The following is a 17,161-nucleotide window of genomic DNA, read 5'->3' as shown; positions in this document are numbered from 1 at the left end:
GAACCAAACAGCCTTGCGACCGTCCCGTCCGCCCCAACCGCGCCTCAGCGCCGCCGGTGAGGGGTCTTCTACGGATAGGCGAGAAGAGTCGCAAGCGGAAAATTGCAGTTTGATGACAAAAACTCGAAGAAAATGTGTGATGCCTATATTTTCCACATTTTCTAAGTGTTTTCTAAGGGCTAACCCGCACCACCATGGCGTCACCAGCAAGATATGTGCGCAAAATCGCGACATCACGCAACTTTCCCCCCACACCTCCGAGTCAGCCCGCACGACGCCTTGGTAAATACCGAAGCCCCACCAGCAGAATGCAGAGACCAAGGTAAACCAAGGGCTCGACCTGCCAGCCCTTCACCAACATCACAAAGTGGACCGCCCCCAGTAGGATCGCCGGATAGACAAGCTTGTGCAGGTTCTGCCAACGCCGCCCCAACTTGCGGATCGACCAGTTATTCGAGGTCAAAGCCAAGGGCACCAAAAGAACAAAGCCCGCCATGCCCACGGTCACATAGGGCCGCTTGATGATATCCACGATGATCTGGGACGGGATCTGCACATCTAACACCAGCCAGACCAGCAGATGGAGCGCGATATAGAAGAACGCAATCAACCCCAGCGCCCGACGGAAGCGAAGCAGGTTGATCCCCGCAAACCGCCGTAATGGCGTGACCAGAAGGCTGGCGATCAGCAACTTTAGTCCCAGTTCGCCCATCTCACGCTCTAGCGCCTTGATGGGATCGGCCCCAAGGCCGCCAGTCAGACCGGAATAGAGCAACCACACAGGCGGCAAGGCCGCGATCAGGTACACCGGCCAAGTCGGCACACGGCGCAGCACTTGATTGATCTGGTCGGAAAGTGTCGGATGGCGAGGGGCCGTTCGCGCGGTCATTATTCTTTTACCTTATTCGTTCAGAGATCATTTTATGTCCTTTTCCCCGCTTTTGGCCGCAGGTCCGGTCATCTCTCTTCATGCGTTTGCGGCACTGGCCGCATTTGTTCTTGGCGTAATCCAGTTCGCCATGCCCAAGGGGACAGGGCTGCACCGGATCATCGGGTATCTTTGGTGTGCCCTCATGGTGGCGATCGCGGTGTCGTCGTTCTGGATCAGCACTCTGCACGTCTGGGGACGGTTTAGTCCGATCCACTTGATCTCAGTGTTTGTGCTGCTGGTTATTCCCTACGGCATATACCGCGCCCGCACCGGCAACATCGCAGGGCACCGGAAATCCATGACCTACACCTTCTTTGGCGCGCTGATTGTGGCGGGGGCATTTACCTTACTTCCGAACCGCATCATGCATGAAGTGGTTTTCGGCACGCCCCCTGCCCTGCATCAGAAGTAGGTCTTCAGGTCCATACCCTTATAGAGCGGCGCGACCTCATCGTACCCGTTGAACATCAGGGTATCCTGACGTTTGGCAAAAAGCCCCCCGCCGATGCGCCGCTCGGTCGCCTGAGACCAACGCGGGTGGCTGACCTCTGGGTTCACATTACTATAAAAGCCATACTCGCGCGCGTTGGCCATGTTCCAGCTGGTCTTGGGTTCTTTGTCGGTCAGGGTGATGCGGACAATCGACTTGATCGATTTGAAGCCATATTTCCACGGCACCACCAGACGCAAAGGTGCGCCATTCTGGTTCGGGATCGGCTTGCCGTAAATGCCCGTGGCCATGATCGTCAGCGGATGGCGGGCCTCATCCAGACGCAGACCTTCACGGTAAGGCCAGTCCAGAACGCGGGCACGCACGCCCGGCATCTCATCGGGACGCACGGCAGTTTCAAAGCCCACATATTTCGCGCCCGACTGAACACCCGCCATATCCAGCAGATCGGCCAGTTCAAACCCGTTCCACGGCACCACCATCGACCATGCCTCAACACAGCGGAAACGATAGATGCGCTCTTCCACGGTCATCTTGGACATGATCTGGTCAAAGCTATAATCGCCGGGGCGATCCACCATCCCGTCGATCTTCACCGTCCAAGGCGAGGTTTTCAGCGATCCCGCATAACGGGCCGGGTCATCCTTGCCGGTGCCGAATTCGTAAAAGTTGTTATAGCTGGTGATGTCCTCATAGCTGTTCGGCTCTAGCGAGGCAGCCAGCAAAGGCTGCGCCGTCAGTCCCAGCCCCAGTGCAGCCGCGCCAGCCATCATTTGACGACGGTTCAGAAACATCGCTTCGGGGGTCACATCGTCTTGGGTCAGGGTATTCTGCCAACGGTGGGCCATGGGGGTCTCCTTCCAGTGTTGCAGAAAACGTAGCATTCGCCCCCTATTCCGGCGACAAACAGATTTTCACAGTGACGTAAGCCGATTGTAACCTTTCGCCACACCCAATTGCGCGACGCGCCGCGGCAAGGCATGATGCATTCATAAAAGGGAATGCGTTTATCGCTGGAGGACCCATGAGACATTTGCCCATCATCGCCGCCCTGTGCCTAAGCGCCAGCGCGACCTTTGCCGAAGAACCCGTGATTTATGAAACCGACCAGAGCTTTGACGATGTCACATTTGGCCTTGAGAGCGCGATCATCGATGCGGGGCTGGTGATCGACCACATCAGCCACACCGGCGAGATGCTGGAACGCACCCGCGCCGACATAGGCTCGGACAAGGTACTGTTTCAGGCCGCAGACGTTTACAGCTTTTGTTCGGCCAGTGTGTCGCGCAGCGTGATGGAGGCGGATTTGAAGAACGTCATGTACTGCCCCTACGACATCTTCGTCATGGTCGCGGCAGACAAACCCGACACCACGGTCATTGGCTATCGCCCCTTCCCAGAAGGCCCGATGCAAGAGGTTCAGCAGATGCTGGATGGCATCGTCCGAAACGCCATCGGGATCGAGTAAGAACGAAAAAGCCCCGGCAGAGTGATCCGCCGGGGCTTTCTTTATCTATTAGTGAACAACTGCGTCGTCAGGCTTTGGCCGATTGCTGGCGCCGATCTTCTCGCCAATGATCAGACCATCCGCACCGGCCGAGATCGGCACAGTGCTGCCATCCATCACCTCACCCGAGAGGATCATCTCGGCCAAAGTGTTTTGCAGCGCGTTCTGGATCACGCGCTTCAACGGGCGGGCACCAAAGACCGGATCGTAGCCTTCGTCAGCCAGCCATGTCTTGGCACTGTCGTCCAGTTGCAGCGCGATCTTCCGTGAGGCCAGACGCTTTTCAAGGCGGCGCAGCTGGATATCCACGATGCCATCCATGTCCTTCCGGCCCAGACGGTCAAAGATGATCGTCTCGTCCAGACGGTTCAGGAATTCGGGGCGGAAGTGCGCCCGCACGGCATCCATCACATCACGCTTGGCATCCGCCGCGTCAGCCCCGTCGGGAAGCTGGCTCAGCGCCTGCGCCCCAAGGTTCGACGTCAGAATGATCAGCGTCTGCTTAAAGTCCACGGTCCGGCCCTGACCATCGGTCAGCAAACCATCGTCCAGAACTTGCAGCAGGACGTTGAACACATCCGGATGCGCCTTTTCGACCTCATCAAACAGAACCACCTGATAGGGGCGGCGACGGACGGCCTCGGTCAGGACACCGCCTTCGTCATAACCCACATAGCCCGGAGGGGCACCGATCAGACGGCTGACCGCGTGCTTCTCCATGAACTCGGACATGTCGATGCGGACCATCGCGCTGTCGTCGTCAAAGAGGTACTCGGCCAGAGCCTTGGTCAATTCGGTCTTACCCACGCCGGTCGGCCCGAGGAAGAGGAAGCTGCCAAGCGGCCGGTTCTCATCGTTCAGACCCGCACGGGCACGGCGCACCGCGTTCGACACAGCACGGACCGCCTGACGCTGACCGATGACGCGACGACCGATCTCGTCCTCCATCTTCAGCAGCTTGTCCCGTTCCCCTTCCAGCATTTTGGTGGTCGGGATACCGGTCCAACGTTCGACGACCTGAGCGATCTGCTCGGGGCGCACGGCCTCTTCGACCATGACGCCATCGGCCTCTGCCTCTTCGGCTTGACCCAACTGCTTTTCAAGCTGCGGGATGATGCCGTAGGACAGCTCGCCTGCGCGGGCCAGATTGCCTTCCCGCTTGGCCTGCTCCAGTTCGGCGCGGGCGCGGTCCAGCTGTTCTTTCAGGTCGCGGGCACCGGCCAACTTGTCACGCTCGGCCTGCCAACGGGCGGTCAGTTCGGCACTGCGATCCTGCAGATCGGCCAGTTCGACCTCAAGCTTTTCAAGTCGGTCCTTCGATGCGGCGTCATCCTCTTTCTTGAGGGCCTCGGCTTCGATCTGCTTTTGCAGGATCTCGCGATCAATGGCGTCCAGTTCTTCGGGCTTGCTGTCCACTGCCATCCGCAGACGGCTGGCGGCTTCGTCCATCAGGTCGATGGCCTTATCGGGCAGGAACCGGTCCGTAATATAGCGGTGCGACAGAGTCGCCGCCGCCACAAGGGCCGAGTCGCTGATCCGCACGCCGTGGTGCAGTTCGTACTTTTCCTTAATACCGCGCAGGATACTGATGGTGTCCTCAACGGTCGGCTCTTCCACCACCAAGGGCTGGAACCGGCGCGCCAGAGCGGCATCTTTTTCGATGTACTTGCGGTATTCGTCCAGCGTGGTGGCACCGACGCAGTGCAATTCACCCCGTGCAAGCGCAGGCTTGATCAGGTTGGCCGCATCCATCGCGCCATCGGTTTTACCGGCACCGACCAGAACATGCATCTCGTCGATGAACAGGATGATCTCGCCCGCGGCCTCGGTGACCTCATTCAGAACGGCTTTCAGACGCTCTTCGAATTCACCGCGGTATTTCGCACCGGCGATCAGCGCACCCATATCCAGTGCCAACAATTTCTTGTTGCGCAGGGATTCGGGCACGTCCCCGTTCACAATCCGCAGAGCCAGACCTTCGGCGATCGCGGTCTTACCCACACCGGGTTCACCGATGAGGACCGGGTTGTTCTTGGTCCGGCGCGACAGAACCTGCATCGAGCGGCGAATTTCTTCGTCGCGCCCAATGATCGGGTCAATCTTGCCCTGTGCCGCACGGTCGGTCAGATCGGTGGCGTATTTCTTGAGGGCATCATACCCCTCTTCCGCCGATGCCGAATCCGCAGTGCGTCCTTTACGAATATCGTTGATGGCCGAGTTCAGCCCCTGCGGCGTCACAGCACCCGCATCCAGCGCATCCTTGGCTTTGGTCTTCACCAGCGCCAACGCCATCAGCAGACGTTCCACAGGGACAAAGCTGTCACCAGCCTTTTTAGCGATGGCTTCGGCCTCGGCCAGAACCTTGCCCAGTTGTTGGGACATATAGACCTGACCCGCGTCACCGCTGACCTTCGGCAGTTTGTCCACTGCCAGATCAATGGCCTGACGCACAGCATTCGCCTGCCCGCCCGAACGGTTGATCAGGTTGGCGGCAAGCCCTTGGTCATCATCCATAAGAGCCTTCAGCAGATGTTCGGGGCTCAGTTGCTGATGCCCCTCGCGCATAGCGATTGTCTGCGCGGCCTGAAGGAAACCACGCGACCGCTCCGTGAACTTTTCAAGGTTCATGGCCGTTCTCCTCATTATAAGCGCCCATCCGGTAATGCGCCCGCTTTGCGGCACGCGGCTGGTGTTGGGCCTTCCCTCTACAAGGTGGCCCCCGCAACCAGCGGTTTCAAGGGGCCTACCCCTCTGGACCCGCGAAAAAGCGCGGCGTATCAGAGGGCAGATCCATTCCCATAGGAGAAGCCCCATGACCGCAGATGACCGTCTGATCGTAGCCCTAGACGTGCCCAACGCCATCGAAGGACTGAAAGTCGTCGAACAGATCGGGGACGCCGTCAGCTTTTACAAGATCGGCCTTGGCATGCTGACCGGTGGCGGTCTGGCCTTGGCGATGGAGTTGAAGGACGATCACAACAAAAAGATCTTCCTGGATATGAAGCTGTTCGACATCGGCCAGACGGTCGAGAACGCGGTGCGTGGTCTGGCCCAGTTCGATCTGGATTTCCTGACCGTCCATGGCGACCCCTATGTAGTGAAGGCCGCGAAAGAGGGCGCCTCGGGTAGCAACATGAAGATTTTGGGCGTGACGATCCTGACCTCTCTGGATCGTGGCGATCTGGATGGCGCCCTGATCAAAGACGGTGCCGTCGATGATCTGGTGGTCGAGCGCGCAGGCCGTGCCTTTGATGCCGGTGCGGACGGCATCATCTGCTCGCCTCAAGAGGCGGCCCGCATCCGTGCCCTGCCCGAATCCGCAGGCCGCCTGATCGTCACCCCCGGCGTGCGCCCCACCGGCAGCGCCACCGATGATCAAAAGCGTATCGCCACCCCCGCCAGCGCGATTTCCGCAGGGGCCAACCATATCGTCGTCGGCCGCCCGATCTGGCGCGCGCCCGATCCCCGCGCAGCGGCGCAGGCGGTTCAGGCGGAACTGTCAGCCCTCTGATCAAAACATTTGCAACGGAAGTACACGCATAAAGGCGTAATTCCCTTTATGCGTGTATTTATTATTTGCCACACAACCCAATTCCGATATACCTCAATCAGTCTCGGAATCAGGAAAAATACTTATATCAATCAGGTATTTAATGCATTTTAAGCCGCCGAATTGCGGCAATGCAAAAGGAGTAGAACAAATAGCGCAGGTCGGGTCATGCACCGCCTGCCAATCTTTCGAGACACAACGTGTGAAAGGTTGCGATATGACGATTTACATTACGGGTGGCTCGAATTCGCGCATGAAAAAAGGATGGGCCCCGAAATTTTCCCAGCAAATGCGTGAACGGGAAACGGTTCGCAATATCTCGATCGGCGACGTGCCATCGTATGTGGGCTTCTACCAATCCCTGTTCAACAGCGACTTGGAGCCCGGCGATACCCTGATTTGGGAATACGCCCTGAATGACGAAAACCACATAGATTTCCAGAACTACGACGCATCCGAACTTTTGCGGGGCATCGAATACCTTCTGATCGGATGCGCCCATGCGCAGGTTAGGTTCGGCGCTTTGATCATGCGGACACGCAGACGGCATCTGTCGCCGGTGGACTGCATATACAATGCCGATCTGAAGGGGCTATTTGAGCGCTACAACGTTCCCTATTTCGATGTGAACGAAGAATTCGCGCGAAGACGCCCTTATCATGGTGGGGTGAAAAACAGCCACTATTCGAATTTCGCCCACTACGACCCTGAGTCCAGCATTATCAATTTTATCGCCGATGGGGGTGTAGAGATTTGCCAAGAAGCTCGCGCCCCTGAGGCGGGCCCCAATGCCGTTGTCCCCCTCCGCGCGATCGAGCATTTCGATGGCGGCACCGTCAGCACCTTCGACAACAGGGCGATATCCGTGACCACGTGGGACCCTGGCGAAGATGGAATCAGCTTTATCCCCGCCCAAGCGGGCAAAGTGATCGGTTTTGTGGCTCTTTGCACGCCGGAGGGCGGCATGATGACCTTGTCGACCGGAACAACAACGCAGAAATTCTCGGTCACATTCTCGGAAGATTTCATCAGCAAGCCGATGGTCAAATACATCTCGGTTCCGACCTTGATGGGCGCCCCCCTGACCTATGAAGCTGGCGAGCGCTTGCGTTTGGAATGGGCCGAAACCGCAGAGGGCGCATTGGCCAATCGCAAGTTCACCGACTCGCCAAGCGACGAGATTCTGGCCAAGCGGGAATCGCGGATTGTGGCGGTTTTGGTTGAAGACATCTGAGTGCTGGCGCAAAGAAGACGGCGCTGCCGCGCCGTTGCCTCCGGCGGAGGTATTTTTGCCAAGATGAAAGAGGCAGGTGCAGGGATGCATCTGCCTTTCTATATTAAAGGGTGGAGGTGCCACATGCCTGCACTGTGCCGGGATTGCTTGAGTGAGTTGGAACACGGGCCGCGCTGCGGCGCGTGCGGATCGCCCCGTGTGGTTGCCCATGAGGAACTGTGGGACTTGTCCATCGCCCATATGGACTGCGACGCTTTTTACGCCAGCGTGGAAAAGCGCGACCGGCCCGAGTTGGCTGCCAAGCCGGTGGTGATCGGTGGCGGGCGGCGAGGTGTGGTTTCCACGGCCTGCTATGTGGCGCGGATTCGCGGGGTGCGCTCGGCTATGCCGATGTTCAAGGCGTTGGAGCTTTGTCCCGATGCGGTGGTGATCAAGCCGCGGATGGATGTCTATGCGGCGGTCTCGAAGGAAATCCGTCTGCGCATGGAGGCGCTGACGCCTGCTGTGGAGCCTTTGTCGCTGGACGAGGCATTTGTGGACCTGACAGGCACAGCGCGGCTGCACGGGGCGCCGCCAGCGGTGCTGATGGCGCGCTTGGTGCGGGATATGAAGCGGGATTTGGGCATCACCGGATCGGTGGGTCTGTCCCATAACAAGTTTTTGGCCAAGATCGCCTCTGATCTGAACAAGCCGCACGGGTTCTCGGTCATCGGGAAGGCAGAGACGCAGGCGTTTCTGGCCCGTCAGAAAGTCGGGATCATCTGGGGTGTTGGCACCGCCACGCAGGCGGCGCTGGAGCGGGCGGGGATACGGGATATCTCGGACCTGCTGCGGTGGGAACGCGAAGACCTGATCGCCCGTTTCGGCAGTATGGGCGAGCGCCTGTATCATCTGGCGCGGGGCGAGGACCGGCGGAAGGTCTCGGCTGATCGGGGCGTGAAATCCGTTAGCAACGAGACGACCTTTGACGAAGATATTTCTGATGCCGATTTACTGGACGGGTATCTGTGGCGGATGTCCGAGAAAGTGGCGGATCGCCTGAAGGCCAAGGATATCGCCGGACGCACTGTCGGTTTGAAGATGAAGCGATCCGATTTCCGGTCGATCAGTCGGCAGGCAGCCCTTGGCGATGCCACCCAGATGGCGGACCGGATTTATCGCACCGCGCGGGGACTGCTGGATCAGGTGCAAGGGGATGGCCCTTTCCGCCTGTTGGGGGTCGGGGTCAGCGATCTGGTCTCCAGCGCCGATGCGGACCGGTCCGGCGATCTGCTGGACCCGCAGGCGGGCACCCGCGCCAAGGCCGAGCGTGCCACAGACGAGATTCGCAAGCGCTTCGGGGCCGATGCGATTCTGAAAGGGCGTGCTTTGCGCTGATTATTCCGCAGCCAGCGGCATCGAGGGACGCATGATCTCGCATATCTCGGCGGTAATGCGGGTGATCATAGCTTGGAAGTCAGCGAAATCGGCGCGGGGGCGGATAGTGCTTTCATCCATGTAAAGGGAACGGTCGATCTCAATCTGGATGGCGTGCTGGTTCCGGCCCGGACGTCCGTAGTGCTGCACGGTGTAGGCGCCCGCAAAGGGGCTGTTGCGGGTTACATAGAGGCCTTCGCGCCGGAAGGCGGCTTCGATCCCGTCTACCAGCGCAGAAGAAGCAGATGCGCCGAATCTGTCACCGATCACCACTTCGGGGCGACGGTTGCCGTCGCGGGTCAGGGTCTCGACCGCCTCATGAGGCATGGAATGGCAATCAATCAGGGCGACACTGCCCAGTTGGGCGCGGGTGTTATCCAAAAGCCGCTGCAGCTGGCTGTGATAGGGCACCCAGCAATCGTCGATTCGGCGCTGGACCTCGGACATAGAGATTTTACCGTGGTAAATCTGGCGCCCGCCCGCCACCACGCGGGGCACCACGCCAAGCCCCGACGCGATTCGAGGGGAATGGATGCGGCGGCGCAGACCTTCGATCAATGCAGGGTCCAACTCATCGGACGAGCGGTTCAGATCCAGATAGGCCCTAGGGAATCGCGCACTGAGCAAACAGGCGCCGTGATCGACCACACCTGCGAAGAGCTGGTCCACAAAGGCGTCTTCGGACGATCGCACCGTGTGATTGTCCAGAATCGTCTTGGAAAGGAATGCGACAGGGTATTCGCGACCGCTATGCGGGGACGCAAAGACCACAGGGGTGGTTTGCTGGCGGGGCAGCCGTAGCTCATAGACCGAGTGATTCATTCTGTCTCCTTCAGGAAAAATCTAATCTGAAAAGAAACAGTGTCAAAAGGCCTTGAACCCCTCTGCGACTCCTTTTATAGGACTGCAACCGACGCGGAGCTCCGCGGCCTACATCGCTAGGACGCGGATTTTTGTTTCGGATGTGCGAGCGTAGCTCAGCGGTAGAGCACTACGTTGACATCGTAGGGGTCACTGGTTCGATCCCAGTCGTTCGCACCATCGAATTCACCGCCTCAATCTTGGGGCAACTGCTAACTAGGCGCACGCGCGCCGCGAAATGGGAGAGATCACGATGAAAGTCAAGAACTCGCTCCGCTCGCTCAAGCAGCGTCACCGCGATTGCCGTGTCGTGCGCCGTAAGGGCCGCGTCTACGTCATCAACAAGACGCAGCGCCGCTTTAAAGCCCGTCAGGGCTAAGCGCATCCTGAGCAGCAGATTTGGAAAGGCCGCCTTTTTAGGCGGCCTTTTCTTTTTCTACAGCCCAGAACTTTTGCCTAATCCTTAAGCAACGGCCAAAAGAAAACGCCCCCGCAAAGGCGGAGGCGTTCGAGAATCATCTGTAACCGGAAGGTTCAGTTGTAGTCGCGCTGGTCGTCGATGACCTTGCCATCATTGGGCAGGCTACCCACGGGGACGCATTCGATCGCCCCTTTCATCTTCAGCACCTCGGTCACCGACTTTTCATAAGCCGACGCGTCCGAGCCCCCTTCGATCTGCACACGCATTACGTCCATCTCGCCCTCACGCAGGGCAATGACACGGGCACGAGTCACCTCGGGGTGCTTGGCTACCAGTTGCGCCACCTGTTCAGGGCGCACGAACATGCCTTTGATCTTGGTGGTCTGGTCCGCACGGCCCATCCATCCCTTGATCCGCAGGTTGGTGCGGCCACAAGGGCTGGTGCCGGACATCACAGCGCTCAGATCGCCAGTGGCAAAGCGGATCAGCGGGTAATCGGGGTTCAGGGTCGTTACCACAACCTCGCCGACTTCACCCTCTGGGACAGGCGTGCCAGTGCCGGGGCGCACGATTTCAACGATCACGCCCTCGTCCACGATCATCCCCTCCATCGCGGGGCTTTCATAGGCGATGTTGCCAAGATCTGCGGTGGCATAGCACTGCAGACAGGAAATCCCGCGATCCGCGTATTCCTTGCGCAGACTGGGGAACAACGCGCCCCCGCCCACAGCGGCCTTGGTGATCTTCAGGCGTTCGCCCATCTCGTCGGCTTTATCCAGAATCACCTTCAGGTAATCCGGCGTGCCTGCATAGGCGGTCGTGCCCACATCAGCCGCTGCCCGCACCTGCAATTCGGTCTGGCCCACGCCCGCAGGCAGCACAGCCGCCCCCACAGCCCGCGCGCCATTCTCAAAAATCATGCCCGCAGGGGTCAGGTGATAGGCAAAGCAGTTCTGCACGATATCGCCGCGCCCGATGCCTGCCGCATGCAGGAACCGCCCGATACGCCACCAGTCATGGTCCGTCCCGCCCGGCTCATAGATCGGGCCCGGCGACTGGAAGATATGGGCAAAGCCGCTGGCTGGCTTGGCAGTGAACCCGCCCAAGGGAGACAGAGACTTTTGCGCCTGCCCGATCTCGGACTTACGCAACACCGGCAAGTGCGACAAGGCATCCATCCCATCCACTTCCGAGGCATCGATGAAGGCCAACGTATCACGATAGCCCCGCAGCTCTTTGGCGGCGCGCAACTGCGCCCGCAAAGCATCCATCTGCGCGGCCATCCGTTCGTCGGCGCTGCGAGTCTCAAGTCCGTCGAAATAAGTGCTCATGCCACTCCCCCTCAGCTCAGCCAACGCTTGCGGCGGCGATAACTACGCACATCGCGGAAGCTCTTCCGTCCTTCATCGGACATCCCCAGATAGAACTCTTTCACATCAGGGTTCTCGCGCAGGTCAGCGGCAGAGCCATCCATCACCACACGGCCCGATTCCAGAATGTAGCCGTGGTGGGCATAGCGCAGGGCGACGTTGGTGTTCTGCTCGGCCAGAAGGAAGGTCACGCCCTCATTCTCGTTCACCGATTTCACGATCTCGAAGATCTGCTCCACCAACTGGGGCGCCAGACCCATGCTGGGTTCATCCAGCAGCACGCATTCAGGACGGGACATCAGCGCACGGCCAATGGCCACCATCTGCTGCTCGCCGCCCGAGGTATAACCGGCCTGCGACTTCCGCCGCTCTTTCAAGCGCGGGAAATAGTCGTAAACCATCTGCAAATCCGCATCGATCGCCCCGCGCCCGTCGTGCCGCGTATAGGCACCGGTCATCAGGTTCTCTTCCACGGTCAGGTGCTCGAAACAGTGACGGCCTTCCATCACCTGAATCACACCCTTTTTCACCAGCGCCGCGGGGTCCAGATCCTGCACCCGCTCGCCTTTGTACATCACTGACCCTTTGGTCACCTCGCCCCGCTCGGAATGCAGCAGGTTCGAGATCGCTTTCAAAGTGGTGGTCTTGCCCGCACCATTGCCGCCGAGCAGCGCCGTAATCCCGCCCTTGGGCACCGACAGGCTGACGCCTTTCAGTACAAGGATCACGTGGTTGTAGATCACCTCGATATTGTTGACCTCGAGCAGAGTCTCTCCGGTCCGTCCTGCGTCCAGCATGGCTCTTCTTCTTGATATAAATACTCAATGGAAACTCCGGCAGTGACCTGCGCCGCCGGAGCCGTTTCAGCGGATGCGATTAGCCGCCGCAGCTGTCATTGACCGGCCAGGGCGCGTTGGCCTCGGCGTATTCGGCAGCTTTGGCTTCCGCCAGAGCTTCGATCACCGACTGGTCAGCCTGCAGCAGATCGCTGGCCTGAACGAACTTTTCGCCGTCCCATTCCAGGATCCAGCCACCCGAGTGACCGGTGTGGTTGTCACACGAGGTCGCGAAGGGCGGTACCATGCCAGCCATGCCCAGTTCGGCCAGCTTCTCTTCGGTGATGTCCAGATTCTCCAGACCCCAACGCAGATCGGCGGGCGTGATTTCCGCATTGCCGGTGTGCGCCTGCGCTGCCTTTATGCCTTCGGCCAGGATCATCGACATGACCAGACCGCGCTGGTAGAAGACGCTGTTCAGCTGGTCCTCGGTGGTCTGGGTCTTGCCGCTGGCGATGACCTTTTCCTTGATTTCCGCCATCAGAGCGCTGTCGGGCTGCGGCATCGACCAGCTGATCGACTTGTAGCCTTTACCTTCTGCGCCAACGGCTGCCAGATCGGGATCATGACCTGCCCACCACACGCCATAGAACTGGTCCATGGGGTACTTGGTTTTCACAGCTTCGGCGATGGCTGCGCTGTTCATCGCGCCCCAGCCCCACATGATCACATTGTCCGGACGCTCGCGGCGAACCTGCAGCCACTGGGCCGACTGGTTCTGCATTTCCTTCAAACCGACGGGGATCGGGACCAGCTCAAAGCCATGCTCGGCTGCCATTTGCTCCAAGAGGGGCAGAGGCTCTTTGCCGAAGGGGTGGTCCAGATGCAGGAAGGCGATCTTCTTGCCTTTCAGGTTGGCCATGTCACCGCCGGCGATGTCCGACAGGATCATGTAGGCGCCGTCCCAGTACGATGCGGGCGGGTTATAGGCCCACTGGAAAGTGCCGCCTTCGGACATGGGGCTAAAGCCGTAACCGGGTGCCAGAATCGGAATCTGGTCCACGTTGGTCTTGGGCAGAACCTGCAGGGTGATGCCGGTCGACCACGGCTGGGTCACTAGAGCGCCGCCTTTGGTCTTCTCGTAGCACTCGACGCCTTTTTCGGTCGAATAGCCGGTCTCGCACTCCTCGAAGTTCACGGGGAGGCCACCGATACCGCCGTCACGCTCGTTCAGCAGGGTCATGTAGTCTGCCTGACCGTTCATCAGCGGGATACCCAGTGCTGCGAACGGGCCTGTGCGATACGCCAGGTTGGGGGTGTAAAGCTCTGCCGCCATGGCACCTGTGCCGACAACGGTCAGGGCAGTGGCTGCTGCCAGTTTCTTCCACAATTTCATCCGGACTCCTCCCTTGGATCACGTGGATGGATTTCGGTGCCCCCTCTCCTCAAAGAGCGCACCAAAGGTTGGGCTGCCCCGCGTTAGTGCGGGAACGGCCAAATCATGAGCTTTTCACGGATCAACGCCCATAGACGCGCCAGCCCGTGGGGCTCGATAATCAGAAAGAATATGATCAGGCTGCCGACGATCATGATGTTCAGATGCTCAACCGTGGCCGAGCTGATCGGCAGTCCGAATGTCTGAGGCAGCGTGTTCAGGATCACCGGCAGACCGACGATCAGGATCGCGCCCAGATAGTTGCCAAGGATCGAACCCAGACCACCGATGATGGCGATGAACAGGATGCGGAACGACAGCGGAATATCGAAGAGGTTCGGCTCGGCCGCACCGCGCCACATGAACACGAACAGTGCCCCCGAGACGCCGATGATATAGCTGCTGATCGCAAAGGCAGTCAGTTTGGACTTCATCAGGTTGATGCCGATCAGTTCGGCAGCGATATCCATGTCGCGCGTCGCCTTCCACGTCCGGCCCAGAGTGCCCCGTGTCAGGTTGATGCACAGCATGGTCATCAGGCTGACGATCGCCAGAACCACATAGTACTGGGTCATGCTGTCCGCAGTCGGACCGGCAACAGTCACACCGAACATATCAAGGTTCGGCACCTGAATTGCGCCCGAGGCGTTGTAGTTGTAGAGCCACGCCCACTTTTCAAACAGCCAGACCAGAAAGAACTGCGCCGCAAGGGTGGCAATCGCCAGATAGAACCCTTTGATCCGCAGGCTGGGGATGCCGAACATCACGCCCACACCTGCCGAGAAGAACCCCGACATCAGGATCGCAACCACCGGATTCATCCAGGGCATAATAGTTACCAGCTTGTAGCAGGCATAGGCTCCGACGCCCATGAACGCTGCCGTCCCAAGGCTAAGCTGCCCTGCGTAACCGGTCAGGATGTTCAGACCCATCGCGGTCAGCGAATAGATCAGGATGGGGATCAGCAAGGTTTGAAAGGCAAATTCGCTGGCCGTCAGGGGCAGGATTACCCAAGCGAAGGCCAGAATGATGGCCAGCAGGATGGCATCCTGACGGACCGGAAACAGGGCCATATCCGCCGTGTAGCTGGTCTTGAACTGACCCGAAGTACGATAAAGCATTCTCTTTTCCCGTTTAGCGTTGGATCAGTGCACGGTGTGCGCGTCGTCTTCCTTGACCGCCCATTTCGGCGGCCGCGCCAGTCCAGTGCGTTCTGAATGGCGCACCAGCCAGAGGTGGCAGAGCATCCCCGCCGCGCCTCCCGCTGCGGCCAGCAGGATGGCAACAACCATTTGCGGACCATTCGTCGAGTTCCCCGCTAAGGCCAGATATCCGAAGGTCCAGAACCCACCCCAAGCAATCACATTCATCAGTGCAATCAGCTTTGCCATATCTAGACCCTTTCGATGATCCGCTCGCCAAAGAGACCTTGGGGACGGAACAGAAGGACAAAGAGGGCCAGAACAAAGGCAAACCAGGTCTCGGTATTGCCGCCCAACAAGGGCTGACCCCAGTAGATCTCGAACAGCTTTTCCAGCAGGCCGATCATCAGACCGCCGATGATGGCACCGGTGATGGACTCAAGCCCCCCCAGCATCAGAACCGGCAGCGCCTTATAGGCAATCACCTCAAGGGCAAAGCTGACCCCTGCACGGGCACCCCATGCGATACCGGTCACCAGCGCGATGATACCAGCGATGAACCACACCAGAACCCAGATGGTCTGCAGGCTGATCCCGACCGACAGCGCGGCCTGGTGATCGTCACCCAAAGCGCGAATCGCGCGGCCCATACGGGTCTTGTTCAGGAACAACAGCAACGCCACCACCAGAACCGCCGCCACGACAACCGCCGTCACATCCTTCTGCTCCAGCAGCAGGAACCCGCCAAAGGGTTCAAAGATGAACTCACCCGTGGGAATACCCAGTTCTTCGGTGATCATCACCTTGTTTTCGCCGCCGAAAATCAGCTCGCCAAAGCCGATCAGGAACAGCGTGATCCCGATGGTTGCCATAAACAGGATGATGTCCGGCTGGCCCACCAGCGGGCGGAGGACAACCCGTTCAATGCTGACAGCCAGCACGAACATCACCCCAAGGGACAAGATAACAGAGATCCATGCCGGCACGCCCAACTGGTGGAACCCCACCAGCGCGAGCGCGGCAAACACCACCATGATCCCCTGCGCAAAGTTGAAAATCCGGCTCGAGCGGAAGATCAGAACAAACCCCAGCGCAATCAGCGCATAAAGGATGCCCGAGACCAGACCTTCCCACAGCACCTGCATCAGAAAGTCCGGTGCCTCGACCATATCGACGAAGGGTTTGACCAAAATATTGTTCAGCAATTCCATTTACGTCATCCCTTTAGTGCTGCACGCCAAGATAGGCGTCGATCACATCCTGATTGTTGCGCACCTCATCAGGCGTGCCGTCACCGATCTTCTTGCCGTAATCCATCACGACGACCCGATCGCTCAGGTCCATCACCACGCCCATATCGTGTTCAATCAGAGCGATGGTGGTGCCGAATTCGTCGTTCACATCCAGAATAAAGCGGCTCATGTCCTCTTTTTCCTCGACGTTCATGCCCGCCATCGGCTCGTCCAGCAGCAGGATCGACGGCTCTGCCGCCAGCGCCCGCGCCAGTTCGACCCGCTTTTTCAGGCCATAAGGCAGACGCCCCACGGGCGTTTTGCGGATTGCCTGAATTTCAAGAAAGTCGATGATTTCCTCAACCTTCTCACGGTTCGCGACCTCTTCGTCGCGCGCCTTGCCCCACCACAGGGCCTGACTGGCAATCCCTGCATTCATATGGGTCAGACGGCCGGTCATCACGTTGTCCAACACGGTCATCCCTTCGAACAAAGCAATGTTCTGGAACGTCCGCGCCACACCCATACGGGCCACCTCATAGGGCCTCATGGCCGGACGCGGCGCGCCTTTGTACCAAACCGCCCCTTCACTCGGGGTGTAGAACCCCGAGATGATGTTCAACATCGAGGACTTCCCCGCCCCGTTCGGCCCGATGATCGCGCGGATCTCGCCCTCACGGATGTCAAAGCTGATGTCCTTGATCGCCACCACACCGCCAAAGCGCAGGGTGATGTTCTTCATCTCCATCAGGACGCCGCCGATCTGGCGACCGTCCTCGGTCACGTATCCTGCGTCTGCGTCCATCACTGAGTCCGCTCCTTCAAACACAGGCCC

The 17,161-nt window shown here is 59.1% G+C and carries 18 protein-coding genes and 1 tRNA gene; 7 read left to right on the top strand and 12 right to left on the bottom strand.

Annotated elements, in window-relative coordinates:
* The coding region (locus CLV74_RS22995; RefSeq protein WP_211299012.1) for a hypothetical protein at positions 1 to 234 on the bottom strand (234 nt) is incomplete at its 3' end.
* 28 nt (positions 235 to 262) lie between these two features.
* Complete coding sequence (gene msrQ / locus CLV74_RS06990; protein ID WP_106263503.1) at positions 263 to 889, bottom strand: protein-methionine-sulfoxide reductase heme-binding subunit MsrQ; 627 nt, start codon at positions 887 to 889, stop codon at positions 263 to 265.
* 34 nt (positions 890 to 923) lie between these two features.
* On the opposite strand from msrQ, the gene CLV74_RS06985 reads away from it, so the two are divergent.
* Positions 924 to 1,343 carry a DUF2306 domain-containing protein gene (locus CLV74_RS06985; protein WP_106263502.1) on the top strand — a complete coding sequence of 140 codons (420 nt, stop codon included), beginning with the start codon at positions 924 to 926 and terminating at the stop codon, positions 1,341 to 1,343.
* On the opposite strand, the gene msrP is transcribed toward CLV74_RS06985, so the two are convergent.
* Positions 1,334 to 2,230: a protein-methionine-sulfoxide reductase catalytic subunit MsrP gene (msrP, locus tag CLV74_RS06980; RefSeq protein ID WP_106263501.1), complete on the bottom strand. Its 897-nt coding sequence runs from the start codon at positions 2,228 to 2,230 to the stop codon at positions 1,334 to 1,336. The two genes, CLV74_RS06985 and msrP, sit on opposite strands and share 10 nt — an antisense overlap.
* Before the next feature lie 176 nt (positions 2,231 to 2,406).
* Here msrP and CLV74_RS06975 point away from each other — a divergent pair, with 176 nt between their 5' ends.
* Positions 2,407 to 2,850 (top strand): DUF302 domain-containing protein, encoded by a 444-nt coding sequence (locus tag CLV74_RS06975; protein WP_106263500.1) that lies wholly within the window; start codon positions 2,407 to 2,409, stop codon positions 2,848 to 2,850.
* A gap of 48 nt (positions 2,851 to 2,898) precedes the next feature.
* Here the strand turns inward: CLV74_RS06975 and clpB are convergent, their stop codons facing one another.
* Positions 2,899 to 5,517: an ATP-dependent chaperone ClpB gene (gene clpB, locus CLV74_RS06970; protein ID WP_106263499.1), complete on the bottom strand. Its 2,619-nt coding sequence runs from the start codon at positions 5,515 to 5,517 to the stop codon at positions 2,899 to 2,901.
* A 184-nt stretch (positions 5,518 to 5,701) separates the two neighbouring features.
* On the opposite strand from clpB, the gene pyrF reads away from it, so the two are divergent.
* The 3 genes from pyrF (at position 5,702) to CLV74_RS06955 (ending at position 9,050) form a co-directional block, all read left to right on the top strand.
* Complete coding sequence (gene pyrF, locus CLV74_RS06965; protein WP_106263498.1) at positions 5,702 to 6,400, top strand: orotidine-5'-phosphate decarboxylase; 699 nt, start codon at positions 5,702 to 5,704, stop codon at positions 6,398 to 6,400.
* Between the two features lie 256 nt (positions 6,401 to 6,656).
* Entirely contained in the window at positions 6,657 to 7,673 is a 1,017-nt protein-coding gene (locus CLV74_RS06960) for a hypothetical protein (protein ID WP_106263497.1), read from the top strand.
* 123 nt (positions 7,674 to 7,796) lie between these two features.
* Positions 7,797 to 9,050 carry a DNA polymerase IV gene (locus tag CLV74_RS06955; protein WP_106263496.1) on the top strand — a complete coding sequence of 418 codons (1,254 nt, stop codon included), beginning with the start codon at positions 7,797 to 7,799 and terminating at the stop codon, positions 9,048 to 9,050.
* Here the strand turns inward: CLV74_RS06955 and CLV74_RS06950 are convergent, their stop codons facing one another.
* Positions 9,051 to 9,911: an N-formylglutamate amidohydrolase gene (locus CLV74_RS06950; protein WP_106263495.1), complete on the bottom strand. Its 861-nt coding sequence runs from the start codon at positions 9,909 to 9,911 to the stop codon at positions 9,051 to 9,053.
* Positions 9,912 to 10,055: 144 nt separating this feature from the next.
* Between CLV74_RS06950 and CLV74_RS06945 the strand changes: the two genes are divergently transcribed.
* Together CLV74_RS06945 and ykgO are read left to right on the top strand one after the other, a co-directional pair.
* Positions 10,056 to 10,130, top strand: a tRNA-Val gene (locus tag CLV74_RS06945).
* Positions 10,131 to 10,203: 73 nt separating this feature from the next.
* Positions 10,204 to 10,329 carry a type B 50S ribosomal protein L36 gene (ykgO, locus tag CLV74_RS06940; protein WP_012177066.1) on the top strand — a complete coding sequence of 42 codons (126 nt, stop codon included), beginning with the start codon at positions 10,204 to 10,206 and terminating at the stop codon, positions 10,327 to 10,329.
* A gap of 155 nt (positions 10,330 to 10,484) precedes the next feature.
* On the opposite strand, the gene CLV74_RS06935 is transcribed toward ykgO, so the two are convergent.
* The 7 genes from CLV74_RS06935 to CLV74_RS06905 all read right to left on the bottom strand — a co-directional run bounded on the left by CLV74_RS06935 (position 10,485) and on the right by CLV74_RS06905 (position 17,131).
* Entirely contained in the window at positions 10,485 to 11,702 is a 1,218-nt protein-coding gene (locus tag CLV74_RS06935) for a phenylacetate--CoA ligase family protein (RefSeq protein WP_106263494.1), read from the bottom strand.
* 11 nt (positions 11,703 to 11,713) lie between these two features.
* The gene (locus CLV74_RS06930) at positions 11,714 to 12,538 is read right to left on the bottom strand and encodes an ABC transporter ATP-binding protein (RefSeq protein WP_106263493.1); all 825 of its coding nucleotides are present in this window, start codon (positions 12,536 to 12,538) and stop codon (positions 11,714 to 11,716) included.
* A 79-nt stretch (positions 12,539 to 12,617) separates the two neighbouring features.
* Positions 12,618 to 13,913, bottom strand: coding sequence for an ABC transporter substrate-binding protein (locus tag CLV74_RS06925; protein WP_106263492.1), 1,296 nt, complete (start codon positions 13,911 to 13,913; stop codon positions 12,618 to 12,620).
* Between the two features lie 83 nt (positions 13,914 to 13,996).
* Complete coding sequence (locus CLV74_RS06920) at positions 13,997 to 15,073, bottom strand: branched-chain amino acid ABC transporter permease (RefSeq protein ID WP_106263491.1); 1,077 nt, start codon at positions 15,071 to 15,073, stop codon at positions 13,997 to 13,999.
* A 24-nt stretch (positions 15,074 to 15,097) separates the two neighbouring features.
* Positions 15,098 to 15,343 (bottom strand): hypothetical protein, encoded by a 246-nt coding sequence (locus CLV74_RS06915; protein ID WP_106263490.1) that lies wholly within the window; start codon positions 15,341 to 15,343, stop codon positions 15,098 to 15,100.
* A gap of 2 nt (positions 15,344 to 15,345) precedes the next feature.
* Positions 15,346 to 16,299 (bottom strand): branched-chain amino acid ABC transporter permease, encoded by a 954-nt coding sequence (locus tag CLV74_RS06910; RefSeq protein WP_106263528.1) that lies wholly within the window; start codon positions 16,297 to 16,299, stop codon positions 15,346 to 15,348.
* A gap of 19 nt (positions 16,300 to 16,318) precedes the next feature.
* The gene (locus CLV74_RS06905) at positions 16,319 to 17,131 is read right to left on the bottom strand and encodes an ABC transporter ATP-binding protein (RefSeq protein WP_425430969.1); all 813 of its coding nucleotides are present in this window, start codon (positions 17,129 to 17,131) and stop codon (positions 16,319 to 16,321) included.
* Between the last annotated feature and the right edge of the window lie 30 nt (positions 17,132 to 17,161).

Origin of the sequence: Donghicola tyrosinivorans, assembly GCF_003003355.1 — a bacterium.
Lineage (GTDB): Bacteria > Pseudomonadota > Alphaproteobacteria > Rhodobacterales > Rhodobacteraceae > Donghicola > Donghicola tyrosinivorans.
Note: the sequence above shows the minus strand (reverse complement) of the source record. Positions and strands in the feature narration are given on the sequence as shown.